Source organism: Streptomyces sp. NPDC054765 (assembly GCF_053612065.1).
Window position 1 is genome coordinate 68057 of sequence record NZ_JBSHBP010000039.1, and the last position, 15527, is coordinate 83583.

Here is a 15527-nt window from a genome sequence, read left to right on the forward strand (position 1 = left end):
GCCCGATGCGTCCGCCAAGACCGCGGCGGCAGGCGCCCGTCAGCTCCCCGTACGCGCCGTCTCCAGCAACTCCTCGGCGTGTGCGCGGGCCGTTTCGGAGTCCTCCTGGCCGGCCAGCATCCGGGAGAGTTCGCGTACCCGCTCCTCGCCCTCCAGGACCGTGACGCCGCTCCGGGTGACCGATCCGTCATGCGTCTTCGCCACGAGCAGCTGGCGGTCCGCGAACGCAGCGACCTGCGGGAGGTGGGTGACGACCACGACCTGCGCCGACTTCGCGAGCCTGGCCAGCCGCCTGCCGACCTCGACGGCCGCCTTGCCGCCGACCCCCGCGTCGACCTCGTCGAAGAGGTAGGTCGGTACGGGGTCGGAACCGGCGAAGACCACCTCGACGGCGAGCATCACCCGGGAGAGCTCACCGCCGGACGCCCCCTTGGCGATCGGCCGGGGCGGTGCGCCCGGGTGCGGGGCCAGCAGGAGTTCGACCTCGTCGGCGCCGGCCGGCCCGTAGGCCACGGTGCGGCCGCCGACCTCGATGCCGTCGGCGTCGTCGGCGACCTCCGTCTGACGGATCTCGACGGTCACGCGGGCGTGCGGCATGGCCAGTTCGGCGAGTTCGGCGGTGACCGCGTCGGCGAATCGCTTCGCGGACGCCGTGCGGGCATCGGTCAAGGTTTGTGCCAGTTCGCCCAGTTCGGCGCGCAGTGCGTCCCGCTCGGCGGCCAGCTCGCCGATCCGGTCGTCGTCGCCGTCCAGTTCGGTGAGCCGGTCGGCGCTCTCCTCGGACCAGGCCAGCACGGCCGCGATGTCCTGGCCGTATTTGCGGGTCAGATGGCTCAGGGCGGCGCGGCGCTCCTCGACCGCGGCGAGCCGCAACGGGTCGGCGTCCAGACCGTCCGCGTAACTGGCCAGCTCACCCGCCACGTCCGCCATCAGGATGCCGATCTCGCCGAGCCGCTCGGCGAGCGCGGAAAGCTCCTGGTCGTGGCTGCGTACGGCCTCCAGCGCGCGGTGTGCGCCGGCGACCAGGGTGGTGGCGTCGACACCCTCGGGGTCCTCGGGGTTGCCGGCCAGCGCGGCATGCGCGGCGGTCGCCGCGGAGGCCAGTGCCTCGGCGTGGCCCAGTCGCTCGGCCTCGGCGGCCAGATCGGTGTCCTCGCCGGGCTGCGGCTCGGTCTCCGCGATCTCGTCGAGTCCGTAGCGCAGCAGATCGGCTTCCTGCGCACGCTCGCGGGCCCGCGTCGTCAGCTCGTCCAGCTCGGTGGCGACGGCCCGCAGCCGGCGGTGGGCGGCGGTGTACTTGGCGAGCGGAACGGCGACGGTGTCCCCGGCGTAGCGGTCCAGGGCCTGGCGCTGCCGGGCCGGGCGCAGCAGGCCCTGCTGGTCGGTCTGGCCGTGTACGGCGACCAGGTCGTCGGCCAGCTCCGCCAGCAGGCCGACCGGCACGGAGCGGCCGCCCACATGGGCGCGCGAACGTCCCTCCGCGGAGAGCGTGCGGCTGATCAGCAGCGCGCCGTCGTCCAGCTCCGCGCCGGCCTCCTCGGCCCGTACGGCAGCGGCGGCCCGGGGGCCGACACTGATCCTGCCCTCCACGACCGCCGACTTGGCGCCGATCCGCACCAGGGCGGGGTCGGCGCGCCCGCCGAGCAGCAGGCCGAGGCTGGTGACGACCATGGTCTTGCCCGCGCCCGTCTCGCCGGTCACCGCCGTGAAGCCCGGGGACAGCTCGACAACGGCGTCGTCAATGACACCCAGGGACCGGATCCGCATCTCCTCCAACACGGATACGACCTTACGAGGTCCGGGGGCCGCCCCGCGACGGCCTCCCCTCACTCCCGTCCCCGGCCCTGCGCAAAACCGCAGGGGAAGACGGGGGATTCCTCATGGTGCGCGCTCACGCTCTGCCGTGAAGCTGAGCACGGTCCGGATCGGACAGTGGACGAAAGGGGTGCCGACGGCCGGTGGATCGGGGCGCGCGACGGTGCATGGCCGCCGTCCCGCGGACACCGGGAGAGTGCGCGCATTCCCGCAGGCAGTGGCGGCGATGCGGGGTGCCGCGACCGTGGTCGGCGCAGCGATGGCCAGGCTTCTCTTGCTCCCTGCCACCGGGGCCGCCGGCGTCCGGCCATCGGCCGCGGGCGGCAGCCGTCACCCGGCGGGCGGGACCCGGCCGGCCCCGGCATGGGCGGCACGGCCGTCGCCCCGCTCCTCGGCTCGATCCGCATGTCGACGGGCAAAGTCGCCTCGATGAGGCGAACGGCCGGCGCCCGCCGGGACCCCGGGGCAGCAGTGACCGGTCCGCCGGCCGCCCGGACCGCCTCTCTCAGCTGTCCGCCGGCCTGCCCTCCGGGGGCCCGTGGGCCCTACGCCCGGAGGCTGCGGCGCAACAAAGCCGTCCAGAGGAAGGGTTCGCCGAAGCACGGGGACTCCGGCGGCTCGTCGTGCATGCGGCGCAGTTCCACCTCCGACAGACCGGAGAAGATCCGGCGCAGGGAGTCCGGGGTGTAGGCGAGGCCGCCGTGGAGCCGGGACTCGCGGTAGAAGTCGGCATCACTGACCTCGGAGCCCATCCCGCCCGCGGCGAAGCAGGTGAGGGCGAAATGGCCGCCGGGTGCCAGGGCCCGGTCGAGGAGGGCGAGGTAGCTGATGCGGCGGTGCGGCGGCAGATGGTGGAAGCAGCCGGAGTCGTAGATCAGGTCGTACGGGCCGTTGAGTGCGGTGTCCGCGAGGGTGAACGCGTCGCCGCGGAGGAACCTGACGTCGGCTCCCGTCTCGCGGGCCCGGTCCGCCGCCCAGGCGAGGGCCGCCGGGGAGAGGTCGACAGCGTCCACCGCGAAGCCCGCGGAGGCGAGGTGGAGGGCGTTGCGCCCCGGGCCGCACCCCAGGTCGAGGGCGCGCCCCGGGCTGACCAGTCCGCGTTCGAGGTACGCGACCAGGTTCTCGTCGGGCTTGGCCACGAAGAACGGCACCGGCTTGGTGCGGTCCGCGTAGAAGCCGTCCCACCAGGAGGCCGCATCAGCTGTCCAGCGGTCGGCATCCGGCGCGAACAGGCCGTCCAGGAGCTTGAGTACGTCGTCCACGGTGCGGATGTGCCGGTCCATCCGGGCCCCCTTCCCTGTCCGGGCATCATAGGGTCGGCTGTCGCACCATCCCGGATCAGGTGGTGCGCGCGGATGCCGCGACGGGCCGGGTGAGGGGCCTGGGCGGGGAGCGGAAGGGCGCCACTCACGGAGAGGGGCGGAGCACCGTCCATACCCCCGGAACGCGTCGGCACGGGGGCAGTCCCGGCCGCGCCGGACCGGGTTTCTCGGCGGAGGTGCCGGACAGCCCCTGGAACCCCTGCCGAGGGGCACGCCCAGGGGCTGTCCGGCCCGTTCCACCGGACCGGTTCTAGTGCGGTGCCCCCCGCCACCCCGCCACCGGGAGGGCGAACTTGGCGACCAGACGATCGGTGAAGGAGGCGTGATGCAGACGGGCCAGGCGTACGGGTACCGCGCCGCGGCGGACCTCGACGCGGGCGCCGGCGGGGAGTTCAACGGTGCGGCGGCCGTCGCACCACAGGACGCCGTGCGGGGTCTTGGGCTGGACCTCGACCGCCAGGACGGAACGCGGCGAGGTGATCAGCGGCTTGGCGAACAGGGCGTGCGCACTGATCGGGACCATCAACAGGGCCTCGACCTCGGGCCAGACCACCGGGCCGCCGGCCGAGAAGGCGTACGCGGTCGAGCCGGTCGGTGTCGCGCAGACCACCCCGTCGCCGCCGAAGCGCGAGACGGGCCGGCCGTCGACCTCGGTCACGACCTCCAGCATCCGTTCCCGCGCGGCCTTCTCCACCGACGCCTCGTTGAGAGCCCAATCGGTGTGTACGACATTGCCGTTGTTGCGTACGAGGACATCGATGGTCATCCGCTCCTCGACCTCGTACGCACGGGTGACGACCCGGTCGACGACCTTGTCGAGGTCGTCGCGTTCGGCCTCCGCGAGGAAGCCGACCCGGCCGAGGTTGACGCCGAGCATCGGGACGCCGGACGTCCTGGCGAAGTCCGCGCCGCGCAACAGCGTGCCGTCCCCGCCCAGGACCACCAGCAGTTCGCAGCCCTCGGCCGCGCACTGCTCCGACTCGACGCGCTCGACCGACGGCGGCAGCGGCAGATCCGCGGCCTCCTCCGCCAGCACCCGCACCCCGATGCCGCTGCGCAACAGCCCCTGAACGACGCGTTCGGCGCTGCGGATGGCCGCTGGGCGGCCGGTGTGTGCGAGCAGGAACACCGTCCGCGCCGCTCCGGTGTTCTCGTGTGCTGCGCTGCCTTCAACTGCCTGGGTAGTGGTCAACGAGGCCCCTCCGCCACTGCACGGTCGACGTCCGCCGGGTCGAGTGCAGGCGCCCCGGCGCGCAGCCACAGAAAGTACTCGACATTTCCCGAAGGTCCAGGCAAGGGACTGGCAGTTACGCCAAGTACGCCAAATCCCAGCTCCGCCGCCCGGCCCGCGACGGTGCGCACGGCACCGGCCCGCAGCTCCGCGCTGCGCACCACCCCGCCGCTGCCGAGCCGTTCCTTGCCGACCTCGAACTGCGGCTTGACCATCAGCACCAGGTCCGCGTCGGGCGCCGCACAGCGGGCCAGTGCGGGCAGTACGAGCCCCAGCGGAATGAACGAGAGATCGCCGACGATGAGATCGGCCGGCTGCGAGTCGATCTGTTCGAGGGTCAGCTCGCGCACGTTGGTGCGGTCCTTCACGGTGACCCGGTCGTCGCTCTGCAGCGACCAGGCGAGCTGTCCGTATCCGACGTCGACGGCGACGACATGACCGGCGCCGGCCCGCAGCAGGACATCGGTGAAACCGCCGGTCGAGGCCCCGGCGTCCAGTGCCCGCCGGCCCTCGATCGCGAGGCCGAGCGGCACGAAGGCGGCGAGGGCCCCGGCGAGCTTGTGGCCGCCGCGCGAGACATAGTCGGGGTCGCCCTCGTCCTCGCGGACGACCACGGCCGCGCTGGTCTCCACCTGGGTGGCCGGTTTGGTCGCGGTCGCACCGCCGACGGTCACCCGGCCCGCGGCGATCAGCTGGCTCGCGTGCTCGCGCGAACGGGCCAGCTTGCGGCGCACCAGCTCCGCATCGAGTCGGCGTCGTGCCACTCCTGCCACCTGTGGTTCAGCTCCTGTTGTCGTGCGTCGTCGAGGAAGGGGCGGGCGGCCCGGGATGCTGGTCAAGAACGGCCAGCACGTCGCGCAGCCCACGGTGCACATCCTCGTACACCTGCAGGTGACCGCTCGCGGGGAGGTGGTCGGCATCGGTGAGACGGCGCAGCACGGTATCGACCGCGGCCTCGCCGGTCGGTGTCAGACCCACCCCGATCGGCTGCGGCCCGGCGGGCCCCACCGGTTCGGCCGGGGCGGCGTCCGTCCTGGCGCGGCCATCCGGCTCGGCCGCCGCGTCTGCCCGGTGACCGTCCGGCTCCGCGGAGTTGCCGCCCGGCCCCACGAGTCCGGCCGCCACGGTTCCGGCGGCTCCCACGGCTCCGGCGGCTCCCACGGCTCCGGCAGCTCCCACGGCTTCGCCGCTCTCGCGTTCCCCGGGCGACGGGGGCTCCCACGGCACGGGCTCCCCGGCAGTCACGGGCTCCCCTGCCGCGGCTCCCGCGGGCTCCTCCGGCTCGGGGCCGGACGTCGGCTCTTCCATGCCCCCGACGCTACCTTGGCAAAGGCTGACAAGGACGAACGAGCCGTCCCCGACCTGGCGTATCGTCGATCACGATGGCAACCCTCGACCAGTGCCGTGCCGCTCTCGACCGGCTGGCCCAGAATCTGTCCTCGGTGGACGGCAACGTCCGCAGTGCCGCCGCGTTCGACCGCTCGCTCAGCTGCCGCATCACGGACCTCGATGTGACGTTCCTCGGGCGGCTGTCCGACGGCAGCATCCAGGGGGTGACGAGCGTTCCCGGCCCGCCCCCGCACAAGGCCGAGATCCGCCTGTCCATGGCCGGCGACGATCTGGTCGCCCTGGTGGACGGACGGCTGAACTTCGCCAAGGCCTGGGGCAGCGGCCGCGTGAAGCTGGAGGCCGGCCTGCGCGACCTGCTGCGCCTCAGGACGCTGCTGTAGCCGCCGCCTCGCCCTTCGCGTTCCCGGCCGCCGGGTTCGGTGCGGCCGTGGCCCCGCCGGCCGCCGGCCCGCCGGCCGGGTGTTGCCCGGCCGCGCCCCCGGGGCCGCCCTTACGGGACGCGCGCGCGGCCGGGACGACCAGCGGGGTGCCGGTCTCCGGGTCCTCGATGATCTGGCAGCTCAGCCCGAAGACCCGCTCCACCAGCTGTGCCGTGACGATGTCGGCCGGCGGGCCCTCGGCGAGGACCGCACCGTCCTTCATGGCGATCAGATGGGTCGCGTAACGGGCCGCGTGGTTGAGGTCGTGCAGCACCGCGACCAGGGTCCGCCCCTGCTCCTCGTGCAGCTCGGCACACAGGTCCAGCACCTCGATCTGGTGCTGGATGTCCAGATATGTCGTCGGCTCATCGAGCAGGAACAGCGGTGTCTGCTGGGCGAGCGCCATCGCGATCCACACCCGCTGCCGCTGCCCGCCGGACAGCTCGTCGACAGAGCGGTCGGCCAGCTCGCCGACCCCGGTGGCCGCCATCGACTCCTGGACGATCCGCTCGTCGTCGGCCGACCACTGCCGCAGCAGCCCCTGGTGCGGGTAGCGGCCGCGGGCCACCAGGTCGGCGACGGTGATGCCGTCCGGGGCGATCGAGGACTGCGGCAGCAGCCCGAGCGTCCTGGCGACCTTCTTGGCCGGCAGCGCGGAGATCGCGGAGCCGTCCAGCAGCACCGAACCCGTGGCCGGCTTGAGCATCCGCGAGAGCGCGCGCAGCAGCGTGGACTTACCGCAGGCGTTGGGGCCGACGATGACCGTGAAGGAGTGGTCGGGGATGGCGACCGAGAGGTTCTCGGCGATGACCCGCCGGTCGTAGGCGAGGGTGACATTCTCGGCCGCAAGACGGCTCACTTCGCAACTCCTGGGGTTGTCGTGTCTCTGCTGTCGGGCGGCACGCACCGCCCCTTCGTCGTCCGGCCGCTCACATCCGCCCCGCCTTGCGCTCCGTGACCAGCAGCCACAGCAGATAGCCGCCGCCGAGGACGCCGGTGAGCACTCCGACGGGCAGTTGGTCGGCGCCGAAGAGCCGCTGCGCCGACCAGTCCGCGACGACCAGCAGCACGGCGCCCATGAGGGCGGACAACAGCAGGGCCGGGCCGGGCCGGGGCGCTCCCCGCCCCGCCCCCTTGAGGAAGCGCGGGAGGGACATCCGCCGGGCCAGCTGGGGCGCGGTGAGGGCGACGAAGGAGATCGGCCCGGCCGCCGCGGTGGCGGCGGCCACGAGCACGACCGCCGCCAACAGCACCACGATGCGGACCCGTTCGACCCGTATGCCCAGCGCGCTCGCGGCGTCGTCGCCCATCTCCAGCATGCGCAGCGGACGCCCGTGGAACAGCAGCAGCGGGATGAGAACGACGCAGACGGCGGCCAACGGCCCGAGCTGGTCCCCGTCACGGCCGTTGAGGGAACCGGTCATCCAGGTCGTGGCCCGGGTCGCCTCGACGATGTTCGCCTTGGTCAGGAGGTAGAGCACCACCGCGTAGAGCATGGCCCCGGCGCCGATGCCGACGAGCACGAACCGGTAGCCGTGGATACCGCGCTTCCAGGCGAGCAGGAAAATGGCGATGCCGGTGATCAGGCCGCCGGCGACCGCTCCGGCGGCGACCCCGAAGGTCCCGGCCTGGAAGCAGACGATGGCCACCAGTGCGCCGACGGACGATCCCTGCGCGAAACCGAGGACGTCCGGGCTGCCCAGCGGATTGCGGGAGACGGTCTGGAAGACCGCCCCGGCGATCCCGAACGCGGCGCCGACCAGCAGCCCCACCAGCACCCGCGGCAGCCGCAGCTCCCACACGATGAACGTCTGGCCGGCGTCACCGCCGCCGGTGAGCGTGCCGATCACCTCGCCCGGGGTCATCGGATAGTCGCCGGAGCCGATCAGGGCGATACCGGCGGCCGACGCAACGGCCAGCAGCACCACACCGGCCACCACGGCGGGCACGTCCGGACGCACGGAGAGCCCGCCCCTGGTACGCACCACCGTGACCCGCCGGGCCGCCCCCGCCCGCCGGCCGCGCCCGGCCCCGGGCTCCGCCGCCTCGGTGTCCTCCTTGATGCCCCCGGAGGGCTTCACCTTTGCGCTCACAGCTGGGCCATCCTCCGACGCCGTACGAGAGAGATGAAGACGGGGCCGCCGATGACGGCCGTGACGATGCCGACCTGTAGTTCGCCGGGCCGGGCCACCACCCGGCCGAGGACATCCGCGCCGAGCAGCAGCACCGGCGAGAGCACCGCGGAGTACGGCAGGACCCAGCGCATGTCCGGCCCGGTGAGGGCCCGTACGGCATGCGGGACCATCAGGCCCACATAGGCGATCGGGCCGCAGGCGGCGGTCGCCCCGCCGCACAGCAGGGTGACGGCGAGCATCGCCGTCACCCGGGTGCGGGTCAGCCGGGCGCCCAGCGCCCGCGCTTGGTCGTCGCCGAGCGCAAGGGCGTTCAGCGGCCGGGCGATCAGCAGTGCGAGGACGCCGCCCACCGCGAGAAACGGCGCGATCCGGCCGACCGTCGGCAGGGTGGCCGAGGCCAGCGAACCCACCGTCCAAAAGCGCATCTTGTCCAGCGCCGCGGTGTCCATCAGGTTGACCGCGTTGATGTAGCCGACGAGGACGGCGGTCAGCGCGGTACCGGCGAGGGCGAGCCGTACGGGCGTGGCGCCGCGGGTGCCCCCCAGGACGTACACCGCGACGGAGACCACCGCGGCGCCGGCGAACGCGAACCACACATAGCCGGTCAGCGAGGTGACGCCGAAGAAGCTGATGGCGGAGACGACCGCGGCCGAGGCGCCCGCATTGATACCGAGAACTCCGGGGTCCGCCAGGGGGTTTCGGGTCAGCGCCTGCATGATCGTACCGGCCGTCCCCAGCGCGGCGCCGACGACCAGGCCGAGCAGGGTGCGGGGGAAGCGGACATCGCGGATGACCACGTCGGTGTCGGAACCGGAGTAGTGGAACACCCCGTGCCACACCTGGTCGAGGGGGATCTGTTTCGCGCCGACGGCGATACCGAGGACGGCGGTGACGGCCAGTACGGCGACGGACGCCGGCAGCCCCGCGGAGCGCAGGAGATGCCGCCGGGGTGTCACGGGGACCGGGGCCGTTGTTGCTTCGGGGGGACTGTCAACCAACACGACAGTTAGGTTAGCCTACCCTCACATTCGACTCGCCGGCCCTCCCAGAGAGAAGCGCAGCCTCATGAGCACCTCCCGTAGCGTCACTCCGTCCCGTCGCGGCGTCCTGGCCGCGGGTGGCGCCCTCAGCATCGGCGCCCTGCTCGCCGCGTGCGGCGGAGACAAGGGCGCGGAGGGCGCCAACGGCAGCCGCAGGACCGGCCCGTGGTCCTTCACCGACGACCGCGGACAGCAGGTCTCCCTCCCGCACACCCCGCAGCGCATCGTGGCCTTCACCGGCACCGCGGCCGCGCTGCACGACTTCGGGATCCAAGACCGGATCGTCGGCGTCTTCGGCCCCACCGAGCTCAAGAACGGCAAGCCCGACCCGCAGGCCGGTGACCTGGACATCGACAAGGTCACCATCATCGGCAACGCCTACAACCAGTTCAACGTCGAGAAGTACGCGGCGCTGCGCCCCGATCTGCTGGTCACCAACATGTACGAGCCCGGCGCGCTGTGGTTCGTACCGGACGACAGCAAGGACAAGATCACCCCGCTGGCCAAGACCGCCGCCCTCACCGCGTCCCGCGTTCCGCTCATCAAGATCATCGAGCGTTATGCCGAGCTGGCCGGATCGCTCGGCGCCGACCTGAAGGCCAAGAAGGTCACCGACGCCAAGGCCCGCTTCGAGAAGGCCTCCGCGGCGCTGCGCAAGGCCGCCGCGTCCCACCCGGTCAAGGTGCTCGCCTGCTCCGGCAGCCCCGACCTCTTCTACGCCTCCAACCCCGGCATCAACGCCGACCTCATGTACTACAAGTCCCTCGGCGTCGACCTGATCGTCCCCGACCACCTGGACAAGGGCGGCTACTTCGAGAGCCTGAGCTGGGAGAACGCCGACAAGTACCAGGCCGATGTCCTCCTGCTGGACAACCGGACCGCCACCCTCCAGCCCAAGGACCTGGCCGCCAAGCCCTCCTGGGCCGAGCTGCCCGCCGTCAAGGCCGGCCAGATCACCCCCTGGTCCAGCGAGCCGCGCTTCTCCTACGCGGGTGCCGCACCGCTCATCGAGTCGCTCGCCAAGGCGATCGAGGGCGCCAGGAAGGCCAACTGACCTACCGAGGAAGACCTGATCACGGGGCTGAGGAAGACCTGATCACGGAGCTGTTGACCGCCGCCGCGACGACGGCCGGCGAGGACTGACCCACGGGCCGCGGCCCGACCTACCCCGAATACCGGGCCCCGAAGGCCGGTCCCCCACCCCTCAGAACCCGATCCGCCCCAGCGCCTTCCCCGCGTCCGCCGCGCAACTGCCGTCCCCGGCAGCCGTCCAGGCCGCCGCGCACAGCGCCCGCAGCCCGTCCACCGGCGACCCCTCGCCGGTCACGGCGAGCGCGTCGCCGGCCCTCTGGGCCCGCCAGCCGCCGCAGCGGAAACCGCCGTCGTCCGCGGTCACCTCCGGCTGCGGCGTCAGCAGTCCGCGCAGATCCTGGTCCACATAGGCGGGACGGTGCTGCGGCGGGGCGGCCAGCAGCTCGGCGGGGGTGGTGATGCCGGTGAGCACCAGCAGCGAGTCCACCTCGCCGTTGTGGGCGCCCTCGATGTCGGTGTCGAGCCGGTCGCCGATCACCAGCGGCCGCCGCGCGCCGGTCCGCAGCACCGTCTCCCGGTGCATCGGCGGCTGCGGCTTGCCCGCCACCTGCGGCGATCCGCCCGCGACGGTCCGGACCACCTCCACCAGCGCACCGTTGCCGGGCGCGATGCCCCGCTCCTTGGGGATCGTCAGATCGGTGTTGGACGCGAACCACGGCACCCCGCGCTGCACCGCGTACGCGGCCTCCGCCAGCCGCGCCCAGTCCAGCGTGGGGTCGAAGCCCTGCACCACGGCCGCCGGGTCGTCGTCGGCCGAGCCGACGGGTTCGAGACCGCGCTCGCGCAGCGCCACCCACAGTCCCTCACCGCCGATGGCCAGCACTCGTGCGCCCGGCGGCACCTGCCCGGAGATCAGCCGCGCCACCGCCTGCGCGGACGTGATCACATCGTCCGGACCGGTCGGCAGTCCGAAACCGGTCAGCTGCTCGGCGACGGCCTGCGGGGTCCGGGCAGCATTATTGGTCACATATGCGAGGTGCATACCGCCCTCGCGCGCGCTCGTCAGCGACTGAACGGCATGCGCGAGGGCCTGTCCGCCGGCGTAGACGACCCCGTCCAGATCCAGCAACGCCGTGTCATACGCCTCGCTCAGCGCACGCCGGCACCCGTCGGGCTGCCTGCGAACCTGCTCGTCCATGCCGTCTCGCTCCTCGCTCCCACACGACGTACGAAGATTCCGCCGCGTACCGGGAGCACGCTCACGCGCCCGCCGGATGCACCGTTCTCCGTCATGCGCATACCGATATTTCCAGCCACACACGGGCTGTCCCCCGATCTTCCCTCATCGGCCCAGCGGCATAGCATTCTTCAATGACCAGTACCGACGGCCTCCGCCTCCTCCCGTTCCGCGGACTGCGTTACGACCAGGACCGGGTCAGCAGCCTGACCGCCGTGACCTCCCCGCCGTACGACGTGGTGGTCCGGCCGGACGGCGTGCGCCACTTGGAGACCGCCGACCCGTACAACATCGTCCGGCTGATCCTCCCGCACGCACCGGACCCCACCACCCGCCACCGCCAGGCCGCCGACACCCTGCGCCGCTGGCGCGCCGAGGGCGTGCTGCGGCAGGACAGCGAGCCGGCGCTGTACGTCTACGAGCAGCGCTCCGGCGAGGTGCTGCAGCGCGGACTGATCGGGGCGCTGGGCCTGAACGGTCCGGTACTGCCGCACGAGGGCGTCATCCCCGAGGTGGTCGAGGACCGGGCCGCCCTGATGCGTGCCGCGGCCGCCAACTTCGAGCCGTTGCTGCTCTCCTATCGCAGCCAGGGCACCGCGACCGGTGCCGCAGCCGTCATCGAGCGCACGGTCGAGCGCGATCCGCTGCTGGCCACCACCACCGAGGACGGTTTCGCGCACCGCCTGTGGGCGGTCACCGACCCCGCCGACCTCAGGGCCGTCGACGACGATCTCACCACCCGGCAGGCGCTGATCGCCGACGGCCACCACCGCTGGGCGACCTACCAACGGCTGTACGAGCAGCAGCCGGGCACCGGCGCCGGCTCGCCGTGGGCCTCGGGCCTGGTGCTGCTGGTGGACACCGCCCGCTATCCGCTCCAGGTCCGCGCGATCCACCGGGTACTGCCGCATCTGGCGCCCGCCAAGGCGCTGGCGGACCTGGCCGGCGCCTTCCGGGTCCGCAACCTTCCGGGCGAGCTGTCCGCCGCCCTGGAAACCCTGGCGCAGACGCCCGGCACCGCGTTCGTCCTCGCCGGCGGGCCGGACTCCTTCCACCTCCTGGACCGCCCCGATCCCGCTCTGCTGGACCGTACGATCCGCCGCGACCGGCCCGAGGCCTGGCGGCAGTTGGACGCCACGGTGCTGCACTCCGTCCTGCTGGACGAGGTCTGGCACATCCCCGACCGCCCGTCCGACATCAGCTATCTGCATCACACCGGGGCCGCCGTCGAACAGGCCGCGCGACACGGCGGCACCGCGGTCCTGATGCGCGCCACGTCCGAGGAGACGGTCCGTCAACTCGCCGAGCACGGCGTGACGATGCCGCGGAAGTCCACCTCCTTCGGACCCAAGCCCGCCACGGGTCTGGTCCTGCGCATCCTGGACGACCACAAGAGCTGAGCCCCCGGGCCGGGCCCCGCCACGGCACCCCGCACCCCACCCACAACGTGGTTGGTCAGCCTTACGGCCTGTTCGCCGAAGAGTTCGCCCCCTCCTGCCTCAACCGCCTCCAGCTGCGCAACAACCGGCAGAGGGTCGCTCTCCAGGACCCCGCGGGCGCCCTTCGGCCCATCGGCGCCCTCCTCGCCCCCCTCGCCCGCTACGCGCCGGCTGCCTGACGCCCCGCACCACGCAGAAGGGCGGGATCCCACCACGGGGTCCCGCCCTTCTTCTCATCGCCTCAGCTCACGACGAGCAGCCGGCTCAGTCCCGCGCCGGACCCTCGTCGTCCCGCGCACCGTCGTCCTCGGCCGCACCGTCCGTCTCGTCGGCCTCCTCCAGCGCGTCGGTGAACTCCACCCCGTCCAGCTCCGCGAGCCGGTCCGAGGCATCCGTCGTACCGCCCTGGTCGGCCTCCAGCGCCTTGGCGAACCAGTCCCGCGCCTCGCCCTCGCGCCCGACCTCCAGCAGCGCATCCGCGTACGCATACCGCAGCCGCGCCGTCCACGGGTGCACCGCGCTCGACGCGAGCTCCGGGCTCTGCAGCGTCACCACCGCGGCGTCCGCCTGCCCCATGTCCCGCCGGGCACCCGCCGCGACCAGCCGCATCTCGACCTGTCCGGCCCGGTCCAGCTTCTGCACCTCGGGCTCGCCGGCCATGGCCATCGCCTTCTCCGGCCGCCCGAGACCACGCTCGCAGTCCGCCATGACGGGCCACAGCTCCACGCTGCCGGTCATCCGCCGCGCCGCCCGGAACTCCGCCAGCGCCTCGCTGTACTTGCCGACCGCGTACGCCGCAAACCCCGCGGCCTCACGCACCGCCGCAACCCTGGACGCCAGCCGCAGCGCCACCCGCGAGTACCCGTACGCCTTCTCCGGCTCCTCGTCCAGCAGCTTCGCCACCATCACCAGGTTCTTGGCGACATCGTCGGCAAGCGTCTTCGGCAGGCTCAGCAGCTCCTGACGCACATCCTTGTCGATCTCGTCACCGGTGACATCCTCCGGAATCGGCAGCCGCTTGATCGGCTCCCGGTCCCGGTCCCGACGGTCATCACGCCGGTCGTCCCGACGGTCATCACGCCCACGCCCCGCCCCATACGGCCGGCGCCCACGCTCATCGTCCCTACGGAACCCACCCCGGTCATCCCGCCGCGGTCCCCGGTCATCCCGCCGGAACCCACCACGGTCACCACCGGAGGAACGGTCATCACGACGGAACCCGCCACGGTCCCCACCGGAGGGACGATCGTCACGACGGAACCCACCACGGTCACCACCCGACGGACGATCGTCACGACGGAACCCACCCCGGTCACCACCCGACGAACGATCGTCACGACGGAACCCACCACGGTCACCACCCGACGGGCGCTCATCACGCCGATCGCCACCGCGGAACCCGCCACGGTCCCCACCGGAGGAACGGTCATCCCTGCGGAACCCACCACGGTCACCACCGGAGGGACGGTCATCCCTGCGGAACCCACCACGGTCACCACCCGACGAACGATCGTCCCTGCGGAACCCACCACGGTCACCACCCGACGGACGATCGTCACGACGGAAACCACCGCGGTCACCACCCGACGGGCGCTCATCACGCCGATCGCCACCGCGGAACCCACCACGGTCCCCACCGGAGGAACGGTCATCGCGACGGAATCCGCCCCGGTCACCGCCCGACGGACGGTCATCCCTGCGGAACCCACCACGGTCACCACCCGACGAACGATCGTCACGACGGAAACCACCACGGTCACCACCCGACGGGCGCTCATCACGCCGATCGCCACCGCGGAACCCACCACGGTCCCCACCGGAGGAACGGTCATCGCGACGGAAACCACCACGGTCACCACCCGACGGACGGTCATCCCTGCGGAACCCACCGCGGTCACCACCCGACGGGCGCTCATCACGCCGATCGCCGCCACGGAAACCGCCACGGTCCCCACCGGACGAACGGTCATCACGACGGAAGCCGGGGCGATCTCCACCCCGCTCATCACGACGGAATCCGCCGCCACGCTCATCACGCTCATCATCACGACGCGGCCCACGCGGCCGGTCGTCACGACGGTCACCCCCGCGGAAGTCACCCCGGTCGCCGCCGGACGGTCGGTCATCGCGACGGAAACCACCACGGTCACCACCGCGGCTGTCCCGTCCTGCGTAACCGCCACCGCCGCCGGCCGGGCGACCGCCGCGGTCGTTGTCGCGGCGCGGCCCCCGGTCATCACGCCGGAAACCACCGCGGTCACCGTCGTCGCGCCGCTGCGGCCGGCGCTCCGAACGATCGTCGGAAGAGTTGGTGGACATCGACGTGACTCCTGTCTTCGGTACTGCATTCATTCTCACGCACCGATGAGTTCGGCGCGCTTCGGCAAAAACAAAAAGGACCCTTGGTCCCAGCGTGAACGCTGGGACCAAGGGTCCTGAAAGATTGTTCGGCGGCGTCCTACTCTCCCACAGGGTCCCCCCTGCAGTACCATCGGCGCTGAAAGGCG

The 15527-nt window shown here is 72.5% G+C and carries 14 protein-coding genes and 1 pseudogene; 4 read left to right on the plus strand and 11 right to left on the minus strand.

The window, feature by feature from the left end; all coding sequences use genetic code 11:
* Positions 1-39: 39 nt before the first annotated feature.
* From recN to ACWGJY_RS23755, 5 genes are all read right to left on the minus strand, one after another.
* Entirely contained in the window at positions 40-1767 is a 1728-nt protein-coding gene (gene recN, locus ACWGJY_RS23735; protein WP_453262851.1) for a DNA repair protein RecN, read from the minus strand.
* Positions 1768-2360: 593 nt separating this feature from the next.
* Positions 2361-3098 carry a class I SAM-dependent methyltransferase gene (locus ACWGJY_RS23740; RefSeq protein ID WP_453262838.1) on the minus strand — a complete coding sequence of 246 codons (738 nt, stop codon included), beginning with the start codon at positions 3096-3098 and terminating at the stop codon, positions 2361-2363.
* 289 nt (positions 3099-3387) lie between these two features.
* On the minus strand, positions 3388-4266 hold the full coding sequence (locus ACWGJY_RS23745) for an NAD kinase (protein ID WP_030078527.1): 879 nt from the start codon (positions 4264-4266) through the stop codon (positions 3388-3390).
* A 59-nt stretch (positions 4267-4325) separates the two neighbouring features.
* Positions 4326-5141 carry a TlyA family RNA methyltransferase gene (locus ACWGJY_RS23750; protein WP_453262839.1) on the minus strand — a complete coding sequence of 272 codons (816 nt, stop codon included), beginning with the start codon at positions 5139-5141 and terminating at the stop codon, positions 4326-4328.
* A gap of 7 nt (positions 5142-5148) precedes the next feature.
* A complete protein-coding gene (locus tag ACWGJY_RS23755; RefSeq protein ID WP_453262840.1) occupies positions 5149-5676 on the minus strand; it encodes a hypothetical protein in 528 nt (175 codons plus the stop codon).
* 74 nt (positions 5677-5750) lie between these two features.
* On the opposite strand from ACWGJY_RS23755, the gene ACWGJY_RS23760 reads away from it, so the two are divergent.
* Complete coding sequence (locus tag ACWGJY_RS23760; RefSeq protein ID WP_453262841.1) at positions 5751-6098, plus strand: SCP2 sterol-binding domain-containing protein; 348 nt, start codon at positions 5751-5753, stop codon at positions 6096-6098.
* Here ACWGJY_RS23760 and ACWGJY_RS23765 read toward each other — a convergent pair.
* The 3 genes from ACWGJY_RS23765 to ACWGJY_RS23775 form a co-directional block, all read right to left on the minus strand.
* Positions 6082-6996 carry an ABC transporter ATP-binding protein gene (locus ACWGJY_RS23765; protein WP_453262842.1) on the minus strand — a complete coding sequence of 305 codons (915 nt, stop codon included), beginning with the start codon at positions 6994-6996 and terminating at the stop codon, positions 6082-6084. The two genes, ACWGJY_RS23760 and ACWGJY_RS23765, sit on opposite strands and share 17 nt — an antisense overlap.
* Before the next feature lie 70 nt (positions 6997-7066).
* Positions 7067-8230, minus strand: a complete 1164-nt coding sequence (locus ACWGJY_RS23770) for a FecCD family ABC transporter permease (protein WP_453262843.1) — start codon at positions 8228-8230, stop codon at positions 7067-7069.
* Positions 8227-9273, minus strand: a complete 1047-nt coding sequence (locus ACWGJY_RS23775) for a FecCD family ABC transporter permease (protein ID WP_453262844.1) — start codon at positions 9271-9273, stop codon at positions 8227-8229. The genes ACWGJY_RS23770 and ACWGJY_RS23775 overlap by 4 nt, the downstream gene beginning before the upstream one ends.
* A gap of 64 nt (positions 9274-9337) precedes the next feature.
* Between ACWGJY_RS23775 and ACWGJY_RS23780 the strand changes: the two genes are divergently transcribed.
* Positions 9338-10366: an ABC transporter substrate-binding protein gene (locus ACWGJY_RS23780; RefSeq protein WP_453262845.1), complete on the plus strand. Its 1029-nt coding sequence runs from the start codon at positions 9338-9340 to the stop codon at positions 10364-10366.
* A 150-nt stretch (positions 10367-10516) separates the two neighbouring features.
* Here ACWGJY_RS23780 and ACWGJY_RS23785 read toward each other — a convergent pair whose 3' ends face one another.
* Positions 10517-11542: an HAD-IIA family hydrolase gene (locus ACWGJY_RS23785; protein WP_453262846.1), complete on the minus strand. Its 1026-nt coding sequence runs from the start codon at positions 11540-11542 to the stop codon at positions 10517-10519.
* Between the two features lie 173 nt (positions 11543-11715).
* On the opposite strand from ACWGJY_RS23785, the gene ACWGJY_RS23790 reads away from it, so the two are divergent.
* Both ACWGJY_RS23790 and ACWGJY_RS23795 read left to right on the plus strand, forming a co-directional pair.
* A complete protein-coding gene (locus ACWGJY_RS23790; RefSeq protein WP_453262847.1) occupies positions 11716-12981 on the plus strand; it encodes a DUF1015 family protein in 1266 nt (421 codons plus the stop codon).
* 47 nt (positions 12982-13028) lie between these two features.
* Positions 13029-13199: a hypothetical protein gene (locus ACWGJY_RS23795; RefSeq protein ID WP_453262853.1), complete on the plus strand. Its 171-nt coding sequence runs from the start codon at positions 13029-13031 to the stop codon at positions 13197-13199.
* Positions 13200-13284: 85 nt separating this feature from the next.
* Here the strand turns inward: ACWGJY_RS23795 and ACWGJY_RS23800 are convergent, their stop codons facing one another.
* Positions 13285-14034, minus strand: a complete 750-nt coding sequence (locus tag ACWGJY_RS23800) for a hypothetical protein (RefSeq protein ID WP_453262852.1) — start codon at positions 14032-14034, stop codon at positions 13285-13287.
* Positions 14035-14124: 90 nt separating this feature from the next.
* Positions 14125-14916: pseudogene (locus ACWGJY_RS23805) on the minus strand (hypothetical protein); the annotation flags it as partial.
* Positions 14917-15527 lie beyond the last annotated feature (611 nt).

Bases quoted from the DNA above. Each gene is read 5' to 3' on its own strand.
- recN (WP_453262851.1), bottom strand. From the start codon at position 1,767: ATGCGGATCCGGTCCCTGGGTGTCATTGACGACGCCGTTGTCGAGCTG.
- ACWGJY_RS23740 (WP_453262838.1), bottom strand. From the start codon at position 3,098: ATGGACCGGCACATCCGCACCGTGGACGACGTACTCAAGCTCCTGGAC.
- ACWGJY_RS23755 (WP_453262840.1), bottom strand. From the start codon at position 5,676: ATGGAAGAGCCGACGTCCGGCCCCGAGCCGGAGGAGCCCGCGGGAGCC.
- ACWGJY_RS23760 (WP_453262841.1), top strand. From the start codon at position 5,751: ATGGCAACCCTCGACCAGTGCCGTGCCGCTCTCGACCGGCTGGCCCAG.
- ACWGJY_RS23780 (WP_453262845.1), top strand. From the start codon at position 9,338: ATGAGCACCTCCCGTAGCGTCACTCCGTCCCGTCGCGGCGTCCTGGCC.
- ACWGJY_RS23785 (WP_453262846.1), bottom strand. From the start codon at position 11,542: ATGGACGAGCAGGTTCGCAGGCAGCCCGACGGGTGCCGGCGTGCGCTG.
- ACWGJY_RS23790 (WP_453262847.1), top strand. From the start codon at position 11,716: ATGACCAGTACCGACGGCCTCCGCCTCCTCCCGTTCCGCGGACTGCGT.